Source organism: Arcobacter sp. ISO1 (genome assembly GCF_058105185.1).
This window is the reverse complement of sequence record NZ_CM176573.1, coordinates 2,988,110-3,010,318: the sequence shown is the minus strand read 5'-3', so window position 1 is coordinate 3,010,318 and position 22,209 is coordinate 2,988,110. Positions and strand designations below refer to the sequence as shown.

14 protein-coding genes are annotated in these 22,209 nt (G+C 27.9%); 10 read left to right on the top strand and 4 right to left on the bottom strand.

Annotated features, from left to right (window positions below; translation table 11 throughout):
* The first annotated feature begins 44 nt into the window (after nt 1-44).
* Together AC2TY9_RS14925 and AC2TY9_RS14920 are read left to right on the top strand one after the other, a co-directional pair.
* Nucleotides 45-971, top strand: coding sequence for a metal ABC transporter solute-binding protein, Zn/Mn family (locus tag AC2TY9_RS14925; RefSeq protein ID WP_489778330.1), 927 nt, complete (start codon nt 45-47; stop codon nt 969-971).
* On the top strand, nt 952-2,412 hold the full coding sequence (locus tag AC2TY9_RS14920; RefSeq protein ID WP_489778329.1) for a nickel/cobalt transporter: 1,461 nt from the start codon (nt 952-954) through the stop codon (nt 2,410-2,412). Before AC2TY9_RS14925 ends, AC2TY9_RS14920 begins: the two co-directional genes overlap by 20 nt.
* 13 nt (nt 2,413-2,425) lie before the next feature.
* Here the strand turns inward: AC2TY9_RS14920 and AC2TY9_RS14915 are convergent, their stop codons facing one another.
* The 3 genes from AC2TY9_RS14915 to AC2TY9_RS14905 all read right to left on the bottom strand — a co-directional run bounded on the left by AC2TY9_RS14915 (nt 2,426) and on the right by AC2TY9_RS14905 (nt 7,192).
* Nucleotides 2,426-4,459: a HAMP domain-containing methyl-accepting chemotaxis protein gene (locus AC2TY9_RS14915; RefSeq protein ID WP_489778328.1), complete on the bottom strand. Its 2,034-nt coding sequence runs from the start codon at nt 4,457-4,459 to the stop codon at nt 2,426-2,428.
* A gap of 72 nt (nt 4,460-4,531) precedes the next feature.
* A complete protein-coding gene (locus AC2TY9_RS14910; protein ID WP_489778327.1) occupies nt 4,532-6,031 on the bottom strand; it encodes a PLP-dependent transferase in 1,500 nt (499 codons plus the stop codon).
* Nucleotides 6,032-7,192, bottom strand: a complete 1,161-nt coding sequence (locus AC2TY9_RS14905) for a trans-sulfuration enzyme family protein (RefSeq protein WP_489778325.1) — start codon at nt 7,190-7,192, stop codon at nt 6,032-6,034.
* A 185-nt stretch (nt 7,193-7,377) separates the two neighbouring features.
* On the opposite strand from AC2TY9_RS14905, the gene AC2TY9_RS14900 reads away from it, so the two are divergent.
* Together AC2TY9_RS14900 and AC2TY9_RS14895 are read left to right on the top strand one after the other, a co-directional pair.
* Nucleotides 7,378-9,660 (top strand): PAS domain-containing protein, encoded by a 2,283-nt coding sequence (locus AC2TY9_RS14900; RefSeq protein ID WP_489778323.1) that lies wholly within the window; start codon nt 7,378-7,380, stop codon nt 9,658-9,660.
* Nucleotides 9,661-9,678: 18 nt separating this feature from the next.
* On the top strand, nt 9,679-12,465 hold the full coding sequence (locus tag AC2TY9_RS14895; RefSeq protein WP_489778321.1) for a PAS domain S-box protein: 2,787 nt from the start codon (nt 9,679-9,681) through the stop codon (nt 12,463-12,465).
* Between the two features lie 20 nt (nt 12,466-12,485).
* Here AC2TY9_RS14895 and mnmL read toward each other — a convergent pair whose 3' ends face one another.
* On the bottom strand, nt 12,486-14,141 hold the full coding sequence (gene mnmL / locus AC2TY9_RS14890; RefSeq protein WP_489778319.1) for a tRNA modification radical SAM protein MnmL/YtqA: 1,656 nt from the start codon (nt 14,139-14,141) through the stop codon (nt 12,486-12,488).
* Between the two features lie 113 nt (nt 14,142-14,254).
* On the opposite strand from mnmL, the gene AC2TY9_RS14885 reads away from it, so the two are divergent.
* The 6 genes from AC2TY9_RS14885 to AC2TY9_RS14860 all read left to right on the top strand — a co-directional run bounded on the left by AC2TY9_RS14885 (nt 14,255) and on the right by AC2TY9_RS14860 (nt 22,193).
* A complete protein-coding gene (locus AC2TY9_RS14885) occupies nt 14,255-15,712 on the top strand; it encodes a protein adenylyltransferase SelO (protein WP_489778317.1) in 1,458 nt (485 codons plus the stop codon).
* Between the two features lie 152 nt (nt 15,713-15,864).
* The gene (locus AC2TY9_RS14880) at nt 15,865-16,467 is read left to right on the top strand and encodes a TetR/AcrR family transcriptional regulator (RefSeq protein WP_489778315.1); all 603 of its coding nucleotides are present in this window, start codon (nt 15,865-15,867) and stop codon (nt 16,465-16,467) included.
* On the top strand, nt 16,467-16,694 hold the full coding sequence (locus AC2TY9_RS14875) for a DUF2798 domain-containing protein (RefSeq protein ID WP_489778314.1): 228 nt from the start codon (nt 16,467-16,469) through the stop codon (nt 16,692-16,694). Before AC2TY9_RS14880 ends, AC2TY9_RS14875 begins: the two co-directional genes overlap by 1 nt.
* Before the next feature lie 14 nt (nt 16,695-16,708).
* The gene (locus AC2TY9_RS14870) at nt 16,709-17,935 is read left to right on the top strand and encodes a TolC family protein (RefSeq protein ID WP_489778312.1); all 1,227 of its coding nucleotides are present in this window, start codon (nt 16,709-16,711) and stop codon (nt 17,933-17,935) included.
* Nucleotides 17,932-19,068 (top strand): efflux RND transporter periplasmic adaptor subunit, encoded by a 1,137-nt coding sequence (locus AC2TY9_RS14865; protein WP_489778310.1) that lies wholly within the window; start codon nt 17,932-17,934, stop codon nt 19,066-19,068. Before AC2TY9_RS14870 ends, AC2TY9_RS14865 begins: the two co-directional genes overlap by 4 nt.
* A gap of 2 nt (nt 19,069-19,070) precedes the next feature.
* Nucleotides 19,071-22,193, top strand: a complete 3,123-nt coding sequence (locus tag AC2TY9_RS14860; RefSeq protein ID WP_489778309.1) for an efflux RND transporter permease subunit — start codon at nt 19,071-19,073, stop codon at nt 22,191-22,193.
* Nucleotides 22,194-22,209 lie beyond the last annotated feature (16 nt).

Below are 22,209 nucleotides of genomic sequence, written 5' to 3'. Positions count from 1 at the left end.
CAAATGCAACCTAATTGCAAAAAATAAAAAAAGGATTTATAGATATGATGAAAAAAATCTTAATTGCTTTAGCACTATTATCAAGTTTTGTAGTAGCAAAAGAAGTAACTGTTTCAATTTTACCTCAAAAATTTTTCGTAGAAAAAATAGCAGGGGATAAAATTGATGTAAATGTGATGGTTAAACCAGGAGCATCACCAGCTTCATATGAGCCTAAAACATCTCAAATGAAAAAATTATCAAACTCTTTAGCATATTTTTCAATTGGAGTACCTTTTGAAAACTCTTGGCTAGAAAAATTTGAAGATGCGAATAGAAAAATGTTAGTTGTTGATACTACTAAGGGTATTAAAAAACAAGAGATGGAAGCCCATGAACATCATGATGAAGAGAAACATGATGAAGAAGAAAACCATGAACATGAAGATCATGACCATGAAAAAGAGATGCATCAAGATGAAGACCATGATGAACATGATCATAGTGGTTTAGATCCTCATGTGTGGTTAGATCCAATTTTAGTGAAAAAGCAAGCAGAAAATATTTTAAATGCTTTAGTAAAAGTCGATGAAGTAAATAAAGATTTTTATACTAAAAACTATCAATCATTTATAAAAGAATTAGATGAATTAGATAAAAAATTAGAATCAATTATTGAACCTTATGAACATAAAGCTTTTATGGTATTTCATCCATCTTGGGGATATTTTGCAAAAAGATATCATTTAGAGCAAATCTCTATTGAAATTCAAGGTAAAGAACCAAAACCAGCACAATTAGTTGAACTAGTTGAAGAAGCAAAAAAACATGATATTAAAATTGTTTTTGTTGCTCCTCAATTTTCTCAAAAAGGTGCTAAAACTATTTCAAAGAGTATTAATGGTAATGTTGCAACTATCAACCCTTTGTCTGAAAAATGGGATGAAAATCTATTAAAGGTAGCAACCGAAATTGCAAAATCTTATAAGTAAAATATTTATACTTTTTACACTTTTTACGCACACCCTTTTTGGGTGTGCACTCTGTACAATCTATTCACCTGAAACAAAGGTCTCAATTACAGTTCATGCAGACGAACAAAAAATAAAAACAGCAGATATAACTTGGGTACTTTCAAAAGAATTTACTGATATGTTAAAAGAGGTATATGATATAAATCAAAATAATTACCTTGATAAAAAAGAGTTAATACCTGTAGAACAATCATTATTGGATTATATTGTCCCTAGAAATTATTTAACACATATTTCATACGATAAAGTTATCAATAAAGAAAAGAGTTTAAAAGCTAATGTAACTAAAATGAAAAGTTATATAAAAAATTCACTACTTCATTTTAATTATGTATTAAAACTTGATTACGATTTAGATAAAGAAAAGGTTTTATACATAAATATTGATGATAAAGAAAAATACTTCATCCTCTTAATGGTGAAAAATTCAATAAAAATGGATGCACCCTTTGATGTTAAAAAATTAGTTGATAAAAAAAGTGTTGTTTTTTATCTTGATGGTGTATTAAAAGATGAAAAACTAAAAGAAGATAAATCTAAAGAACAACAAACTATAAAAAATGATATAGATAAAACAAAACAATTAGAAAAACTAGATGAACCAAAACAAGCAAAAGAAGAAACATATCTAGCAAAATTTTCTAATAAGGTAAAAGAGTATCTTATAAAAATAGAAAATGGCGATGATTATGCTTTATTTATATTATTAGGGATATCTTTTCTTTATGGAATCATTCATGCTCTTGGACCAGGACATGGTAAATCTTTAGCTTTTTCTTATTTTCTAGCCAATAAAAGTTCTTTTACAAGAGCATTTATTATATCTCAAGCTAGTGCTTTTATTCACATAGTTGGAGCTTTAATTTTAGTTGTTGTTTCTGTTTTTATTCTTCAATCAGTTTTAAACAATTTTGTAAATGATTCAGTTGAGATTTTAACAAAAATAAGTGCCTTTATGATTATGGCATTAGCTGTTTTCATTCTATACAACAAGATTGTAAAAAAGAGTTGTTCATGTTCATCATGTTGTTCTCCAGAACCTTCTCAATCAAATGCTATGTGGAGTACAACAAAACCTAAAACTACAACAACATTAAAACCAAACTTTATGAAAAAAGATTTATATTTTGTATTAACAGCGGGACTTATACCTTGTCCTGGTACAGTTATTCTTTTTATTTATGCTTTTATGCTAAAAACTTATTTTGCAGTTATTTTAGCTTCTATTTTTATTAGTTTAGGAATGGGCTTAGTGATTTTTGCCTCTTCATTTTTAGGTGTATCAGTTCAAAAAGTTAGTGAAAGATCACATAAACTAACTAGCTTTTTAGAGTACTTGTCACCAGTTGTTATGTTTTTATTAGGTATTTTACTATTTTTAAATGCTCAAATGGTTTAGTTATTAGGAGAGTTTAAAAACTCTCCCATTCATCATCATCTCTATTATTAGCTTTTATTGTTTTAGTTGTAGCTTTTTGTTTTATTTTTTCTGTATTTTTTGCTGAGTAGCTTTCTTTTTTATAAGTTGATTCAACTTTTTTTGGTTCAATTTTAGTAAAAGAAGTATCTACTTTGAGCTCTTTTGCCACAACAGTATTTTTACCAACAAACTCTTTTTCATCTGCATCTTTTACAATATCATTTGCGATAGCTTGCGTTTGATTAGCTATATCTTTTGCATTGTTAGCTAGTTCTGCATTTTGTTGTGTTTGAGTATCTAATTGATTAACTGCATTATTAATTTGGTTAATTCCACTTTGTTGTTCTTTGCTTGAGTGTTCAACATTACTAATCAACTCTAAAGTAGTTGCTACATTTTTATTTAGACCCTCATATCCTTTTATCATTTTATTAGCAATAGTTTTACCATCATTTGCTTTTAATGTAGCATTTTCAACTAATTCTTTAATCTCTTTTGCTGCTTCTGCTGATCTGCTAGCTAGATTCCTTACTTCTTGTGCTACAACTGCAAAACCTTTTCCAGCTTCTCCTGCTGTTGCTGCTTCAACTGCTGCATTTAGTGATAAAATATTTGTTTGGAATGCAATTTGATCAATAACAGTAATTGCTTCATTTATTGAACTTACTTGCTCATTTATCTCATCCATAGCTTTAGTTGTATTACTAGCCATTTGTTCACCTTCAGTAGATGACTTTTTAAGTTCATTAGCATTTGATGCCATTTTGACAACTGTTTCACTATTGTGGTTAATATTAGCTGTAATCTCTTCAAGTGCAGCTGCTGTTTCTTCAATACTAGCAGCAGCTTCATTTGATGAGCTACTAAGTCCATCAACCATACTTGAAAGTCCTTTAGCACTTGTTTGAAGTGTTAAACCGTTTGTTTTATTATGAACTAGCATCTCATTGATAATATTTGCAAGGGTATTCAAACCTTCAACTGTATCACCTGAAGCATTAGTGATTCTATGTGTAAAATTAAGTTTTTGAAATTGCTCTAAAGCAGTTCTTATCTCATTTAAGTCATTAGCAATACTTGAAGATATAACTTTTAACATCTCATTAAAAATCGTTTTTAACTCTTCTAGCTCTTTGTTCTCAGTTGAAAGTTTGATTGCATCATTTAAGTTTCCAGCTTTTACTTTTTCAACTACATCTTTAACTTCATTAATTAATGCAGCATCACTTTCCATTAAAGTTTTTGTTTTGTTTATGTTTTTATTTACGATAGATGCAAGGTTGGCTATTTCATCTTTAGAAGTATCATCTAAAAGTTCAACAGAAGATGATTCTCTATTTAAAAAGTTAAAGAAACTTTGTAATCCACTATTAAATTTAGAAAGTGAATTATTTATTGACTTACTTAAAGCAATAGCAAAGGATATTGCAACTAAAACACTTAATACACCAATAATCAGAAAAGTTGTAAATGAGTTTGAAATTAAAGATGCTGTAGCATTTTGATTTTTTTCAACAACTTTGTATGAGGCTTCAGTAAAAAAGTCGATTAAATCTCTCATTGAACCATAATCTTTTAAATACGTATTAAAATAGTAGCTTTCAGCACTTTTGTAGTCTTCACTGCTTAAAAACTCTTTTAATTTAATTGTATGTTTTGCAGTTAAATCAAAATATTTGTCAAACTCTTCAAACTTGTCTTTTTTTTCAAGCATCTCTTTTGCAAGAAAACCTTTAAATTTATCAAATCTTTGTCTAACCTGTTGTAGGTTATCATCTACATCTTTGATTAAATCCTTAGCATTCTTGTTATCTTGTTTATTTATTAGTTGTGATAGGGCAACATTTGATTGGTATGAATCTCTATCTGCCTCAAGTAAAACTGTAATTCCAGAAAAGTCTTTATCACTTAATTTCTTTACATTATCTTCTATGTTATTAAGATTATATGAGATATATAAACTTAACATAATTGTAATGGCAATAAGTGTTAAAAAAGCGCCATTGATTTTATATTTTATTGTCATAGGCTAACCTTTTGATTAATTTTTTAGATTCTAACATTAGAAGGTATCAAAAGGATAGCATTTTATTATATTTTAGATATTTTCTAGTTTTTTAAACTCATTTATAATATTTTTAATAGGTTCACATCCTACAGAAATTCGGATTATTTCTATTGGAAGGTCAATCTTTTTTAAAAAATTATTTCCTTGTTTTGTTTTTATCATATCATAGTGGGCAAGATAAGTATAAGGCATTAAAAGAGTGAATTCAGTTCCTAAACTTGGACCCTTCGCAAAATTTAGATTGTCATAAATCTGTGTTAATGGCTTTTTAAAAGTAACAGATACAATCCCTGTGTATGAATTATTATCAATAATTGTTTGTGAGTAGTTTTTTTTATTTTCTTCACTAAAACAGTGATATATTTTATCAATGTAAGAACATGTTTTTAAATATTCTACTAAAGCTTTTGTATTTGAAGAGATTTTTTTAACTCTAGTTTTATAATCTTTTATTTCAAAAGCTAATCTTTGTTTATCTTTTATATAAACAGGCTCACAATGTTTAAAAAATTCTTCTGTCATATAAGATAAGGGATGCTTTTTATTTAAGATGATTGCCCCCATTAAAACATCAGCATTTCCACAGGCAAACTTTGTAAGGGATTCAACAAAAATATCCGCATAAGATGTTAAGTCTAGATTGTATGGTGTTGCAAAGGTTGTATCAATTATTAAAGGAATATTATATTCATCACATAAAGTTCTTAATCTTTTTATATCAACAGTTTTTAAAAGGGGATTTGTTGGAATTTCAGTAATTATTGCACTGATTTGAAAGCCATTTTCTTTTAAATACTCTTCAAGTAAATCTAGGTTTAAAACTTCTGTAAATATTTTTGATTCTTTATAATGGTGATTTACAATATTCATTGTATCTAAATATAACCAACCAAATTGTACTAAGATAGATCTTCCATTTTGGGATTGAATAGTGTTTATTGCTCTTATTATTGAATAGATTGCATTCATCCCTGAAGGGGCAAGATGAATATTCTTTTTTGGCTGCTTATAAGCATTTGCAAGTGTAGATATAATAATATCTTCTGCAATATTTTCATCTTCTAACTTCTCTTCATGAAGATTATTGATTAATCCATGTTCAAATAGATATTTTTCTGCAAGTCTAGAAGATAGATTACATCCTGAATGTTGAATATAAGTCAAAACCTTTTGAAGCTGAGAAGTTCCATTTTGAACTAATATAACTCCAAATGGTTCATCAATCTCAATTTTATTATGAATATAATATTTATCACTTACAAGTTCAACTGCTTTTTGTGATGATAAAACTACAACTTCATATGAGTTTGGGACACTATATTTCTTCTTTAGATATAAGGCTAGTTTTTTTAAATAAGGGTGTAAGATAAATCTTGGATAACCACTTTTAATCACTTCTAATATTTCAGGAGTTTCTTCCTCATAATCAATTACATCTTGAATTTTTGGCATAGATACAGATACTGCATGAATGTTTTTTGGTGGAAGTGTTTCTCCACAAGAGATATGATTGAAGTAGTTATCTGACATCTATTTTACAGCTTGCTTAATATCTTGAATTAAGTCTTCATAACTTTCTAATCCAATAGAGAATCTAACAGTACCTTCTGAAATTCCAATTGCTTCAAGCTCATCTTTTGAAAATGATGCATGTGAAATTTTAGCAGGGATTTCAACCCTTGAATCTGGGCTTCCAAATGAACATTTTTCACCAAAAATTTTTGTATTTTCAATAAATTTTTCTGCTAATTCTAAACTTTCAAAATCTGCACAAAAAACACCAGGAATATAATCCATTTGCTCTTTTGCTAAATCATATTGTGGGTGTGATTTTAAAGCTGGATGAGTAACTTTAGTAATATAATCTTGTTCTTCTAAAAATTGTGCAATTTTAATTGACACCTTTTCATGCTCACGCATTCTAACTTTTAGAGTTGGAATACCTAAAGAGATTAAATATACATCCATTGGATTTTGGCTTCTTCCATGGGCATTTGCATAGTAATGAATCTCATCAGCTAACTTTTGTGTTTTCGCTACAATTGCACCAGCAACTACTGCACCATGTCCCGAGATATATTTAGTTGTTGAAAAAAGACTAAAATCAGCTCCTAATTCAAGAGGTCTTTGTGAAATAAAAGTAGCTAATGAATTATCAACTGCAAAAAGTGCATTATATCTATGTGCTAAGAGTGCTACTTGTTTTAAATCTATGATTTTTAATCCTGGATTTGTTGGTGACTCACATAAAACCAAATCAATAGGGTTTTGGCTTAATATTTTTTCTAGTTCTTCAAACTCTAAAAAATTAGCAAAATGCACAGTTATATTGTATTTTTCTTTAAATACTTTTAATAATCTAAATGTACCACCATAACAATCAGCCTCAACTAAAATATGAGAGTTTGCTTTTAAAACTGTCTCAAAAAGTAGGGCAACTGAAGCAATTCCTGTATGGGTACATACACATCCTTTCCCACCTTCAACTTCTGTAAATAGATTTTCTAACATCTCCCTTGTTGGGTTATCACTTCTTGTATAGTCATAAATTTTAGACCCCTCAGATGAGTCTTGTTTTTTTAAATCAAAGGTACCTGTATTGTAAATAGGGAAATGTGATGCCCCAGCCACATCTTCAAAGGGAGCATATTTTGCCAAGTGGCTTAGTTTTGTTTCGATTTTTTCTTGCATATATATCCGATTTAGTCCAATTTTTTTGGAATTATAGCTTATTTTATATAAGAATTAAAATTTAAAAAAATGAATAATTATTAAAACTTAGAAAATATTATTAAACTTGAATAATAAAAGTTATTTTTATGTTTTGAATGCTAGAATAATTGTTTATGGATAGAAATTAACTCAAAGAATTTAATATGCAAAAAAATTTAGTTAATCCAAGCAGCAATTATAATAGAAATTTGTCACTGATATTACTCTCAATTGTTACTTTGTTAATTTTTTCAATATATATAGATATTAAATACAAAAAAGATGCCATAGAAAAGGAATTAATCTCTTTAGAAAAAAATATTATAACAGAGCACAAGAAAAGACTTAAAGAGTCAGTTTATAATACAGTTAATTATGTAGACTCTATTTATAGAATTTTTTTAAGGCAAGAAGGGAAAACCTCTAATTTAGATCAATTAAGTGATAAAAACTATAAACTTTTTGAAAATGAGATTAGAACATTTTTATACAATTCAGTATATGATAAGGTTAGATATATCTGGATTAATCAGGTTATAAATTTTGATGGTGGAGAAGATTATGCCTTAAGATTAATTCATCCTAATTTAAAACATACAGAAGGGAAACTTTTATCAACAAATACTAAAGATATAAAAGGAAATTATCCATACTTAGAAGAGTTAGAAGGGATAAAATCTAATGGTCAAATTTTTTACACATACTATTTTAAACAATATGATTCTAATAAAATCACTAGAAAAATATCATTTGCACAATTATATAAAAAGTTAGATTGGATTATTGCTACTGGTATACCAACAAATGTTTTAGATGAAAAAATAAATAAAGAAAAAGAGATTTTAATTAAAGAATTTAAAAAGAATCAAACTATTACTTTGTCTATAAAAGGTTTAGTTTTATGTATTTTAGGTTTATCTTTTTATTTATTTAGAAATCAAACAAAAAATTATATATTTGAAAATTTAAGTAAATCTAATGAGATTTTAAATAAGACAAATGAGAAATTATCTATAGCAACAAAAACTGCAAATATAGGTATTTGGAAATGGAATATTGAAGACTATTCTCTTGAATGGGATGAATTGATGTATAAACTATATGAAGTTGACTTAGATTCTGTAAAAATTACTTATGATTTATGGCTAAATACTATACATAAAGAGGATAAAGATATTGTTCAAAATGACTTGAAAACTTCAATTATAAAAAAGAAAAAATTTCTTTCAACTTTTAGAATTAATACAAATAGTGGTGTTAAGTTTATTCAAGCCTTTGGAGAAACAAAATATAGTTCATTAGGTAAACCTTTGTATGTTATTGGAATGAATGTTGATATTACGAAAGAAAAAAATCAAGAAAAGATGATTTTAAAGCAGGCTCAAACATTCAGCTCTTATGTAAATTTTTCAAGAACAGATGAAGATGGAATTATTACTGATGTTAGTGATCTTTTTTGTAAAACTTCTGGATATACAAGAGAAGAGATAATTGGACAACCACATAATATTGTAAGACATGAAGATACTCCAAAAGAACTTTTCAAAGAGTTATGGTCTAATTTAAAAGCTGGAAAAAGTTGGACTGGTGAAATAAAAAATAAAAATAAAGATGGTTCATATTACTGGAGTTTATCTACAATAACATTGGAATATGATAATAACGGAGATTTTATAGGTTATATTTCAATTAGAACTGATATAACATATAAAAAAGATTTAGAACTTAAACAAATTCAGTTAATGGAGCAATCAAAATTAGCTTCCTTAGGTGAGATGATTGGTAATATTGCTCATCAATGGAGACAACCTTTAAGTGTAATTTCTACTGCTGCTACAGGAATAAAATTGCAACAAGAGTTAGGCACTTTAGATTCAAAACTTTTAGAGGATGAATTGGAGATGATAAATGATAATGCACAACATTTATCTCAAACAATCAATACTTTTAGAGATTTTATAAAAGAGGATAAAGAATCTACAGAAGTTGTATTACAAGAGAGAATAAAAGATACCTTTAAAATATTAAATGCAAGTTTAAACAATAATCATATTAAAATTATTAATAAAGTGGATGATTCAGAACCTATAAAAGTAAAACTAATACTTGGAGAATTAGCACAGGTTATTATGAATATAATAAATAATTCAAAAGATGCATTACTCGCAAAAAAAATAGAAAATCCTACTATAATAATTGATATAATAAGAAAAAAGAATAAAGTTGTGTTGACAATAGAAGATAATGCAGGTGGTATAAAAGAAGATATTCTACCCCATGTCTTTGAACCATATTTTACAACCAAGCATAAATCACAAGGCACAGGTTTAGGATTATATATGAGTTTCAATATAGTAAAAGATAGTTTAAAGGGTAATATCTATATTGAAAATACTAAAATTGGTGCAAAAACTTTTATAGAGTTGCCAATAGAAAATGACCATTAAAAAATTGAAAGAAGGCTGTTGAAAGAAATATCAATAAAAACAAAAATTACAACAATCTATTTTTTATTTGGGGTGGCATGGATTTTATTATCTGATGAGATTTTATTTTATTTTATAAAAGATGTTGAACAATTAACGAAAATCCAATCTTTTAAAGGTTGGACTTTTATTGTTGTTACTTCTATTTTATTATATTTTCTAGTTAAAGAATATGAAAATGAAAAAAATGAGAGTGAAAAAAAACTTTCTGAATCTAAAGAATATTATATTTCATTACTTGAACAAGCTCCATATGCAATAGAAGTATACAATAAAGAGGGTTTTCAAACATATTTTAATAAAGAATATACAAAGTTTTGGGATATAAAAACAACAAATAAAAATAGACTAACTGTAAATAACAATAAAATATTTACACAATTAGGTTTATTGGAGTTTATTAATAAATCCTTTAATGGTGAAATAATTGATATCCCTACTTATTCATATAGTTTAAGCTCTAATAGTACTAATTTAAATAGTCAAGAAAAATTAGTAAAAACACAAATATATCCAATTAAAAACTCAATGGGAGATGTAGAAGATATAGTAATTTCCTATATAGATGTAAGCGCTGAAAAAAATGTTAAAAAATTTGAAAATATTTTGTCATTGGTATTTGAAACATTACCAGATATTTTATTTATAATTAAAAAAGATGGAACTATTGTAGATTATCGTTCAAAAACTAATGAAGACTTATATTTACAACCTGAATTTTTTATTAACAAAAAAGTACAAGAAATATTACCAGAAGATGCTGCTAAATTATTTGAAGAATATCTACCTAAGACAATTAAAAAAAGAGATATTTTAATTTATGATTATGAGTTAGAAGTAGGAAATGAAAGAAGATATTATGAGTCAAGAATGTCTCTTCTTGGTGATGATGAACATTTAATGGCACTTGTAAGAGATATAACAGAAGATGTAAAAAGTAAAGAACAATTAGAATTTCAATCCCTTCTTTTAGAACAATCAATTGCTGCAACTAGTGTATTAGACGATGATGGAAAATTTTGTTATGTAAATGAATCTTACTTAAAACTTTGGGATTATGAAAATGAAAATGAGATATTAGGAAGTTTCCCTTCTAGTCATTATTATGATTCAACAATTCATGAGAAAATTATAAGTGAATTAGAAAAGGATAAAAACAATATCTTTACTTTAGTTGCAAAGAAAAAAGATGGAAGTTTATTTAATATACTTATGGGAGCAAAATTAATAAATATCAAAAATAAAAAGTTTTATATTACATCAGCAATAGATATAAGCGAAAGAGTTGAAATATCAAAACAGTACGAGACAATTTTTAACAATGTAAGAGAAGGGGTGTTTATTACTGAAATTGATGGGACAATAATTAATGCAAATCCATATATTGAAAGATTATTTGATAAAACAAAATCGGAGTTGATAAATTCAAATATAAAAACTTTTTTAAAAACAAAAGATTTGAAAAAACTAAAAAGAATTTTTCACACATTAATTTCTAAAAAAGAAGCACAGTTTGAAATAGATCTTATAAGTAATGAAGATAATATTTTTACTGTATCAATTAATTCACAAATTATAAATTTTGAAAATAAACAAATAATATATGGAACGCTTAAAGACTTATCCCAAGAAAATGAGAATATGTTTTTATTAGAGCGTTCAAAAAGAATTTTTGAAAATCTTAAAGAGGGTGTTATCATTACAGATTCTAATGGTTATATAACAGAAATCAATAAAGCTTTTAGTGATATCACTGGATATTCTTATAATGATGTTTTAGAAAAAAAGATTTCGATAATCAAGTCTAGTAAGTATGATGAAGATTTTTACAATAAACTCTTTTTATCTTTAAAACAAACAGGTAAATGGTCTGGAAAAATCATTAATAAAAGGAAAAATGAAGAAGAGTTTAGCTCTTTTTTAACATTAAGTGCAATTAAAGACAATAAAGGAGAACTTCAAAACTATATTGGAATATTTGCAGATATATCAGATATTTTAAATTATGAAAAAGAGTTACGAAAAAAAGACTTAATGCTTTCTCAACAATCAAAGATGGCAATGATGGGTGAGATGATTGGAAATATTGCCCATCAATGGAAGCAACCACTAAGTGCAATATCAATGTCAAATGGAATGTTTATGTTAAGTCAAGAAGTAGAAGGTATGGTGACAAAAGATGAATTGGATAAGTCAATAAAGAATATTTCAAACTCTGTAGAATATATGTCACATACAATAGATGATTTTAGGAACTTTTTTAAACCAGAAAAAAATAAAAAATATTTTAAAACAAAAAAAATATTTGAAAAAACATATACTTTAATGGAAGCACAATTAAAAAATAACTCAATAGAAATAATAAAAAACATAGAAAATATTGAGTTACACACCTTTGAAAATGAACTTCTTCAAGTATTGGTAAATATATTAAAAAACGCAAGGGATGCATTAGTATCTCAAGAGACAAAAAATAAGAAATTAATATTTGTGGATATTTACAAAAAAGACAAGATAGTATACATACAAATAAAAGATAGTGCTAGAGGCATATCAGAAGATATAAAAGATAAAATATTTGATGCATATTTTACAACAAAAGATGAGAGTGATGGCACAGGGGTAGGATTGTATATGACAAAACAGATAATAGAAGGTATGAATGGAGAGATAAGTGTATCAAATGAAGAATTCACTTATGAAAATATAGACTATAGTGGTGCACTTTTTACTGTAAAATTAGAAGATGTACTTAATGATAAATAAAGCATGTAGATATTTATTTACTACTTTTTTTGTTCAAAGTTTGTGATAATTTGTTTTTCTCTGTAAATTAAATAAGGGTCTTGGTAATAGCTTTCTTTAAAGAAACTTTTCCCGATAGTTAGGATTAATCCTTTTATATCATTTCTTTCTAACTCAAACTCTTTATAAGTGAAACCTACTTTAGCAAAGGCATTTCTTATTAATTCATTATTTTGAGAGCAGATTAAAATACCATTTTTTTTGAGAACTTTTTTTATCAATTTTATAAATTCAAAAGATAGTAAAGAAGGATTTAAATTAGGTAAAAATGGATCTAAAAAAATAATATCAAAATTTTTGTCCAATTTTGTGATTGTAAATCTTGCATCACCAAGTAAAAGTTTTATATGGTTGTTATTATCTTTATATTCATTGTTTTCATATAGAGTATTTAATATCTCTTTTTCGTCTTTGTTTTTATTTAAGATTTGTGCATCTTTTATAATCACTCTATTTTTATCCAGAGCAGTGATATTAAGTTTGAATTTTTTCTCAAGTTTTATTGCCATAAGGGAGTTTACTCCCATCCCAAAACCAATATCTAATAATGATATATCTTTTTCTTTAAGTTTCTTTTTTAAATTTGATTGCTCTATAAAAAACTCTATTGCTTGTTTTTTGGCACCACTTTTTGGGTGGTAATAATCTTTATATGTTTTGTCCCAAATAGTAGTACTTCCATCTTCAAGTTCAAAACTGTTTTGTTTTGTTAAGTTTAGCTCTTTTTCTTCTATTAAGTCACCTTGTTTAAATCCTGCATAAGCCATTGATTCATTTATAAACTCTACAAATTGTCCCTTTTGCATATTCCATATTGGAGCTATTAAATCGCAAGTTGGTGTATCTGTTGAGGTTCTTACAATTGGAATATTAGAAGGGATATTTCTAATTAAAAAGATAAGTTCTTCAGCATATTCATATTCATTAAAAGTTTTGAAAGCATTTTCTTCGTACTCTTTATGAAGGGCAGTATTTTTTATAATATGTAGATTATGTATTTTAATTCCATCAACATTTTCTTTACAAACTATTTTTACAGTATTTAACCAATCTTTTCTACTCTCTTCTTTAAAGCCAACTATAATATGAGCAAAGATTTTAATGCCATATCTCTTTAAATCTCTTATAGCTTTTATAGTTTGTTTTGAATCATGACCTCTATTTATTTGATTTAGGGTCTTGTCATTTAATGTTTGAACTCCTAAATCAACATAAACATCAATTTGTTTATTTAACTCTTGAAGATATTCTAGTGTTGATTTATTTAGACAATCAGGTCTTGTTCCTATACTAATTGCTTTAAAATTATAAAATTTTAGAAGTTTTGAATAGCTTTCTTTTTGTTTTATAACAGAAGTAAATGTTCCAGTGTACGCCTGAATATAAAGCATAAATTCCTTTGCTTTATATCTTTTTTTTGAAAATTCTATTGCATTTTTTATTTGAGTTTCTACATCTTTTGCATCTAAAATTTGAGCAGCTCTAGCTCCATCTTGGGGACAAAAAGAGCAACCTCCATTATTGTTTTCATCTCTATTTGGACACCCTAAATCTAAATCTACAGGAATAGTATGAAGCGTAGTATTATAATTTTTTTTCATATAGCTTTTAAATGTGAAGTAGGGTTGGTCTATCATTTATTTCCTTTGGAGGAATTATATTTGCATTTAGATTAAAAAAGTAAAGTAATCAAAGTTAAATAAGGTTTATTTAACTTAATTTGATAAATTCAAAAGAAAAAAGTATAAGTATGAAACTAGATGAATTAGAACTTGAAGTAGACTATTTTCAATTTGATAAGAAGTTTTATGAAAAAGTTAATGTAACACCTTTAAATAATCCTTTCTTAATAAGTTACAGTAAAAACGCATGTGATTTAATCAATTTAGATTACGAAGAATGTGAAACCAAAGATTTTGTAAAATTTATTAATGGTCAAAAAGTTTTAGAAGGGAGTATTTCTTTTGCTATGGCATATGCAGGTCATCAGTTTGGATATTTTGTTCCACAGCTTGGTGATGGAAGAGCTATAAATCTTGGACATATAAATAATTGGCATCTTCAAACAAAAGGCTCAGGACTTACAAAGTATTCAAGACAAGGTGATGGAAGAGCAGTTTTACGCTCAAGTATTAGAGAATATATTATAAGTGAAGCAATGGCTGCTTTAGGAATCCCTACAACAAGAGCCTTAGCCTTAATTGGCTCAAGTCATAAAGTATATAGAAACTATATGGAGAAAGAAACAGGTGCAATTGTTTTAAGACTATCTCCTTCATGGGTTAGAATAGGAACCTTTGAGTTTTTTGCAAGGGGACGTGAACCTGAAAACAATCTAAGGCAATTAGCTAATTATGTGATTAATCAATCATATCCGCATCTAAAAAATGATGACAACAAATACGAGAAAATGTATTTTGAATTAGTTGACAAAAGTGCAAAACTATTGGCACAATGGATGGCTTATGGTTTCCAACATGGTGTTATAAATACAGATAACTTTTCAATTGCTGGACTTACTATTGATTATGGACCATTTGCTTTTATGGATCAGTTCTTTAAACATTCTATTTGTAATCATACAGATATGGAAGGAAGATATTCATATAACAATCAGCCAGAAGTTGCTAGATGGAACTTAGAAGTTTTAGCATATAACCTTGGTAAAATTTGCAGTTTTCAAAAACTAATGTCATATTTAAAAACATTTATGACTAAACAACAAGAAGAGTACTTGAAAATAATGAATAAAAGATTGGGTTTAGATATAAATTTAAGTGATGATGAAAACTTAGATTTAATGATTTATTTGCTTGATACTCTTGAGGAAGCAAAGATTGATTATAATTGTTTCTTTTATGAACTTATAAAACTAGAAAGTTTTGACAATATCTCATCTGTTTTAAATATAGCAGTATTTAGAAGCCCCTTAGAAAGATGGTTTGAGAAATATAAACGAGTAATAAAAGAACAAAAGCAAGATTTTTCAAAAATGAAAGAGCTTATGAAAAAAACTAATCCCAAGTTTGTAATTAAAAACTATATGCTTCAAGAAGCTATAGAAAAATCAGAAGAGGGTGACTTCTCTTTAGTAAATGATTTATTGAAAATCGCCCAAAACCCTTTTGATGAGCATAAAGAGTTTGAAAGATATGCAAAACCAACACCCCTTGAATACTCAAATATAAAACTTAGTTGTTCCTCTTAAAAGAGAAAATATTTTTTTATTTATTTCAACTGACTACGGGTCAGTATTAATATATCATTAAGTTTTGATTGTTATAATGCAAATATTGATTGACCGACGGTCAGTCAAAAAGTTACAACGTTCATTATTTGTAACTAAAAGGAGGTAGTATATTGAGTCCTAGAAAAATTAATAAAGAAGAAAAAAGAAGAGAAGTAGCTTTATCATGCCGTGAACTTATATATGAAGTTGGGATGAAAAATCTTACAGTTGCACAGGTGGCAATAGCTGCTGGAATTGGAAAAGGAACAATCTACGAATATTTTGAAAATAAAGATGATATTATTTTTGAAATTATAAATATTCATATTGAAGAACATCATAAAAAGTTCATAAAAGAGGTAGAAAAGCTTAAAACAGTTAGGGAAAAAATTGAATTGTTTTTCGAGTTTGTTTTAAGTGAAGAGCCTGATCTAGTAAGAAGATTCAATGGGTATAAAGAGTTTCTTTCTATAGTATTATCAGATGATAATCTTTCAATGAAAGAGTTTAATTGTAATAAAAATGAATTTTTTAGAGGTGAACTTGTTAAAATTTTTGCTCAAGGTATAGCAAGTGGTGAATTAAAAGAGGAATCACTTGACTTAGCTGATGGGATTTTAACTTATCAAAAGGGTTTAACTGTTAGAAAAATGAGTCAAGCCAATTTTGATGCAAGGGAAGATTTTGAAAAGTTTATAAATACAATTTTTAAATTGTTAGAGGTGAAGAAGTAATGATTCCTGCAAAATATCAAAGAGTAGTATTTGCTTTTTTAATGTCCTTACTTATGAGCTTTTTGATGAGTGGGGTTATCACTTTTATAAATTTAGGTATTGTAGATAATTTCATCTCTTTATGGTTTGGTGCATATTGGAGAGCTTTTGTTGTAGCTTTTCCAATTATCTTTGTTGTAGCGCCATTTGTTCAAAAACTTACAGCAAAATTAGTAAAACAGAATTAATACAAGGAAAGAAAATGATGAAAGTAAGTTTAGCATTTTTATTAATTATTCCATTTTCACTTTTTGGTGAAAATCTTCAACAATTAATTGAATTGTCAAAAAACAATAAAATGTTAGAGTCTTCTAAAATTAGTTTAGAGAGTATAAAAGACTCTTATAAAAGTGTAAAAAGTGCATATATGCCACAGTTTAATGTGGGAGCAAATTACAGTAATAATAGTAATGAAACAATGACTATGCCACAAAATACTACAACTGTTCAAGGAAGTGTTGATTATGTTATTTATGATGGTGGTAAAAAACAAAATACTTATAAGTATTATGATTCAACTATAAAAAGCAGTGAAAATAGTTTGAAAAATCAAAAAAACAAAATTGCTTTAGAGGTTATTACCTATTATTATGATTACCTTTCTTATTTAGCTCAAAAAGAGGTAAAACTTCAAGAGATAGAACAACTTCAAGCACAATATAAAAGATTGAAAAAATTTTTAGATGTAGGAACTACAACTGAAGATGAAGTACAAAAAATTATATCAAATATAGAAATCGCAAATGTTGCTTTACATGAAATTGAGTTAAATATTCAAACGATTAATCATAACTTAGAATATATTGTTGGAAAATCAGTTTTAATTGAATCTGGTTCAAAAGTTTCGAAGTTTGATAAAGAGGTAAAATTAAGAGCAGATTTAAAAGCATTAGAAGATCAACTTGAAGCTTTAAAATCAAATGCAAAAGCTGAAAAAAGTGGAAAGCTTCCAGTAGTTTCTTTTAATGATACATATTCATATAATAATTTAAACTATGACTCTGCTGCAAGTGATGATGATGTAGATAGAAATGTTGCTACATTAAACTTATCATGGAATATTTTTGATTTTGGAGCAACAAATAATTCATATGAAGCAGCATACAAACAATATTTATCATTAAAATCACAATATGAGTATGAAAAAAATAAAGCGAATGTTGATTTAAAACTTGCCAAAAAAGCTTATGATATAGCAAAGTTAAAAATTGAATCTTCAAAAGCTGGATTAAAAGCTGCAAATAGCGCATATGAAACTATTAAAGCAAAATATCAAAATGGTTTAGTTGATAATGTTGCATATTTACAAAGTTTAACAGAAAAATATAGTGCTCAAAGTTCATTAAAAGTTGCACTTTATGAGTTAGAGATGAGAAAAGCAAATATAATTTATTATAGTGGTGAAAGATTAGAGGAGTATATAAAATGAGAATTATAAAAAGACTATTAGTAAGTTCAGCAATAACTTTTGTTGCACTTTCAACAAATTTAAGTGCTGCGGGAGCACCTGCAGGAAAACAAATGCCAGCTCCAAAAGCTGATGTATATATTGTTCCACAACCAAGCGATTTTGCAATAAATTTAAAATATCCAGCTTCTATTGAGCCATTGAGCCAAGCAGTTGTATATTCTAGAGTTTTAGGTGTTCTTGAAGCAATGCATTTTAATGAAGGTGAAAAAGTTAAAAAAGGACAAGAGTTATTTACAATTGAAGATGATATTTATCAAGCTCAAGTTGATGCTGCAAAAGCTTCACTAAATATGGCTGAAGCAACTTTACAAAATGCAACTAGAAGTTGGGAAAGAATTAAAAAACTTTATAAAAGTAAAGCTGTTACAACAGAACAAAGAGATACAACATTATCAACTTATCAAAATGCCTTAGCATCTGTTTCAGCTGCAAAAGCTCAATTAAAACAAGCAAAAATCAATTTAAACTATACAAAAGTAAAAGCTCCAATTTCAGGAGTTACAGGTTTAAAAGCTGTTGATTTAGGGAATCTAGTTACATCAAATCCTCCAATGGCACTTGTAACTATTACTGAAAATGAAAAAGTATATTTAGAGTTTTCTATGCCTATGAGTGATTATACTAATATTAAAAATGGATTATGGCAAATGCCTCAAGATGGAAAAATTTCAGTTGATGTAATCTTAAATGGTAAACCATCAGGAGTTAAAGGTTATGTTGATTTTATTGATGTGAATACTAATGAGAATACTTCAACAGTTAAAATGAGAGCTGTTGTTGATAATAGTCAACAAAAATTGATGGCTGGAAGCTTCGCAAGAGTTGCATTAAGTGGTATTGTACAAAAAAATGTAATCACAGTCCCTCAAAAAGCAGTATTACAAAATCCAATGGGAACAATTGTAATGGTTGATGAAGGTGGTAAAGTTGGAGTTAGACCAATAGTACCAGGAAAAGAAAGTGGCGATAAATATATTGTTGCTGGTGGTATGGTAAAAAGTGGAGATAAAGTTTTTGTAAATAATTTCTTTAGAATTAAGCCAGGAAATCCAGTTACTGTTGATAAAGTAATAAACGAACAAGGTAAATAAAAATGTTTTCAAAGTTTTTTATTAATAGACCAATTTTCGCAACAGTTGTGTCTATTATAATTATTCTTGCAGGTTTAATATCTATTAATATTTTACCTGTAAAAGAGTATCCAGCTGTAACACCTCCACAGATTAATGTGAGTGCAACTTATCCAGGAGCAGATGCAAGTACCCTTTCAAGTACTGTTGCTCCAGTTTTAGAGAATGCAATTAATGGTGTTGATAATATGACATATATGTCTACAACTGCTTCTCCAAGTGGTGTTTTAAGTATGAGTATTATCTTCTCAGTTGGTACTGATGTTGACCAAGCAAAAGTTGATGTAAATAATAGAGTTCAATTAGCACTTAGCTCACTTCCAAGTGAAGTTCAAAGACAGGGTATCTCTGTTGCTGAAAGATCTCCGGATATGTTAAAAGTTTTAGCATTTACATCTAAAAATAATGTTCACGATACAACATGGATTTCAAACTATTTAACTGTAAATGTTTTAGATGATATTAAAAGAATTAAAGGTATTGGTGAAGCTAGAGTATTTGGTGCAAAAGATTATGCCATTAGAGTATTAATTGACCCAGAAAAGTTAAAGTTTTATGATATTAGCCCAGCTGAAATTAGATCTATAATTTCTGAACAAAATAATCAATACTCAACAGGTAGTGTTGGTGCAGAACCAATTAAAAATGTTACACCTTTTACTTATTCTATTTCTACAGAGGGTAGACTTAAAAATGTAGCAGAGTTTAATAAGATAATTATAAGATCTAATGCTGATGGTTCAACATTAAGACTAAAAGATATTGCAAAGGTTGAGTTAGGTTCAGATTCTACTTATACAAAAGCAAAATACTCAGGTGAGCCAATGATCCCTGTTGGTATTTTCTTAGCACCTGGTGCAAATGCTCTTGAAGTATCAGCTGCTTTAACTGAAACTTTAAGTGAAATTTCTAAAAGTTTCCCTGAAGATTTACAGTATCAAGTACCATATGATGCAACACTTTTTGTTGATGAATCAATTAAAGAAGTTGTTAAAACATTACTTGAAGCTATTTTCTTTGTAATTATTTTAATCTATTTATTTTTAGGTAATTTTAGAGCAACTATTATTCCAGTTCTAGCAATTCCTGTTTCAGTTATTGGTACCTTTGCCGGACTTTATGCTGCAGGTTTTTCTATAAACTTATTAACACTATTTGGTATGATTCTAGCCATTGGATTGGTTGTTGATGATGCAATTATTGTAATTGAAAATGTTGAAAGAAATCTAAGGACTAAAAAAGATATATCAGTAAAAGATGCAACTATTGATGCAATGAAAGAGTTAACTACTCCACTTATTGCTATTATTTTAGTTCTTTCAGCTGTATTTATCCCAGCAGCACTTACAGGTGGTTTTAGTGGGGTTATGTATAAACAGTTTGCCATAACTATTGTAATGGCAGTTGTAATTTCAGGACTTGTTGCTTTAACTTTAACGCCAGCACTTTGTGCAATATTTTTAAGAAAAGATGAACCTGAACCAATCTGGCCTATTAGAAAGTTCAATGAGTTTTTTGATTGGTCGACTAAAGTCTTTATTGGGATTACTAAACAAACTATTAGATTATGGTTCTTTTCACTTGCTTTATTTGGAATATTGATATATGCAACTTTTAGTATTATTCAAAAGACGCCAAATGGACTTGTTCCAACAGAAGATAAAGGTGTGCTAATGGTATTTGCTTATGCTATGCCTTCAACTTCTTTAGGTGAAACTGCAAAAATCACAAGTGAAATTGAACAACAGTTACTAGCTGATGAGGAAATTGTTTCAACTGGTAATATTACAGGTCTTGATATTGCTACATTTGCATATAAAACAGATGCAGCTTTAATGTTTGCTATGTTAAAACCTTGGGATGAAAGACCACTTCCAAATCAAAACTCGCAAGCAATTGCAGGAAGATTGATGGGACAATTTATGGCCACATCAAAAGAAGCATTTGTATTACCTGTAAATCCACCTCCAATTATGGGGATGAGTACAACTGGTGGTTTTGAGATGTGGATTCAAGATAGAACTGGTGGTGATTTAGCAACCTTAAATAAATATACACAAGATATTATTGCTAAAGCTAGTACAGATCCAAGATTGACAGGTATGAGAACAACATTAAATACGAATGTTCCAAAATATATGTTAAGTATTGACAAGGATAAAGCAAAGGCTATGAATGTTTCTTTTGATTCTATTTTTAGTGTTATTCAAAATACTTATGGACAAGGATATATCAACGACTTTAACTTGTATGGTAGAACATTCCATGTAAATATTCAGTCTGAGTCACAATATAGAGCAACAAAAGAGCAGTTTAAAAATACATTTGTTAAATCTTCAACAAATAATTATGTTCCATTAAGTGAGTTGATTACCCTTGATAGAACAGTAAATGCAAGTGTTATTCAAAGATTTAACATGTTTAATGCTGCAAAAGTAACAGGATCTCCTGCCTTTGGATTTGCTTCAAGTGATGCATCAGCTGCTATTGAAGAGATAGCAAATGAGATTTTACCTGAAGGATATACAATTGCATGGTCAGGTACAACTTATCAAGAGAAAAAATTAGAAACTGAAGGTGACTTAACAGCAGTTTATGCAGCAGTATTTGTATTTTTAATTCTAGCTGCACTTTATGAAAGTTGGAGTATTCCATTAGCTGTAATTATTTCAATACCTTTTGCAATATTTGGTGCAGCATTAGCTGTATTCTTACGGGGACTTGAAGCAGATATTTATTTCCAAGTAGGGCTTATTACTTTGGTGGGATTAAGTGCTAAAAACGCAATTTTAATTGTAGAGTTTGCAATGGATAAATTAAAAGCGGGTATGAGTTTATTTGATGCTACAATAGAAGCAGCTAAATTAAGATTTAGACCAATTGTTATGACTTCATTGGCATTTATTGTAGGTACATTACCACTAGCTTTAAGTAGTGGAGCAGGTAGTGCAAGTAGACATATTATTGGTACAACAGTTGTTGGTGGTATGATAGCGGCAGTTGTAATTGGAGTAATTTTTATTCCATTGTTCTTCTTTGGTGTATTAAAAGCAAAAGAAAAACTAAGTTTTAAAAAGAATAAATAGGAATTTTCCTATTTAT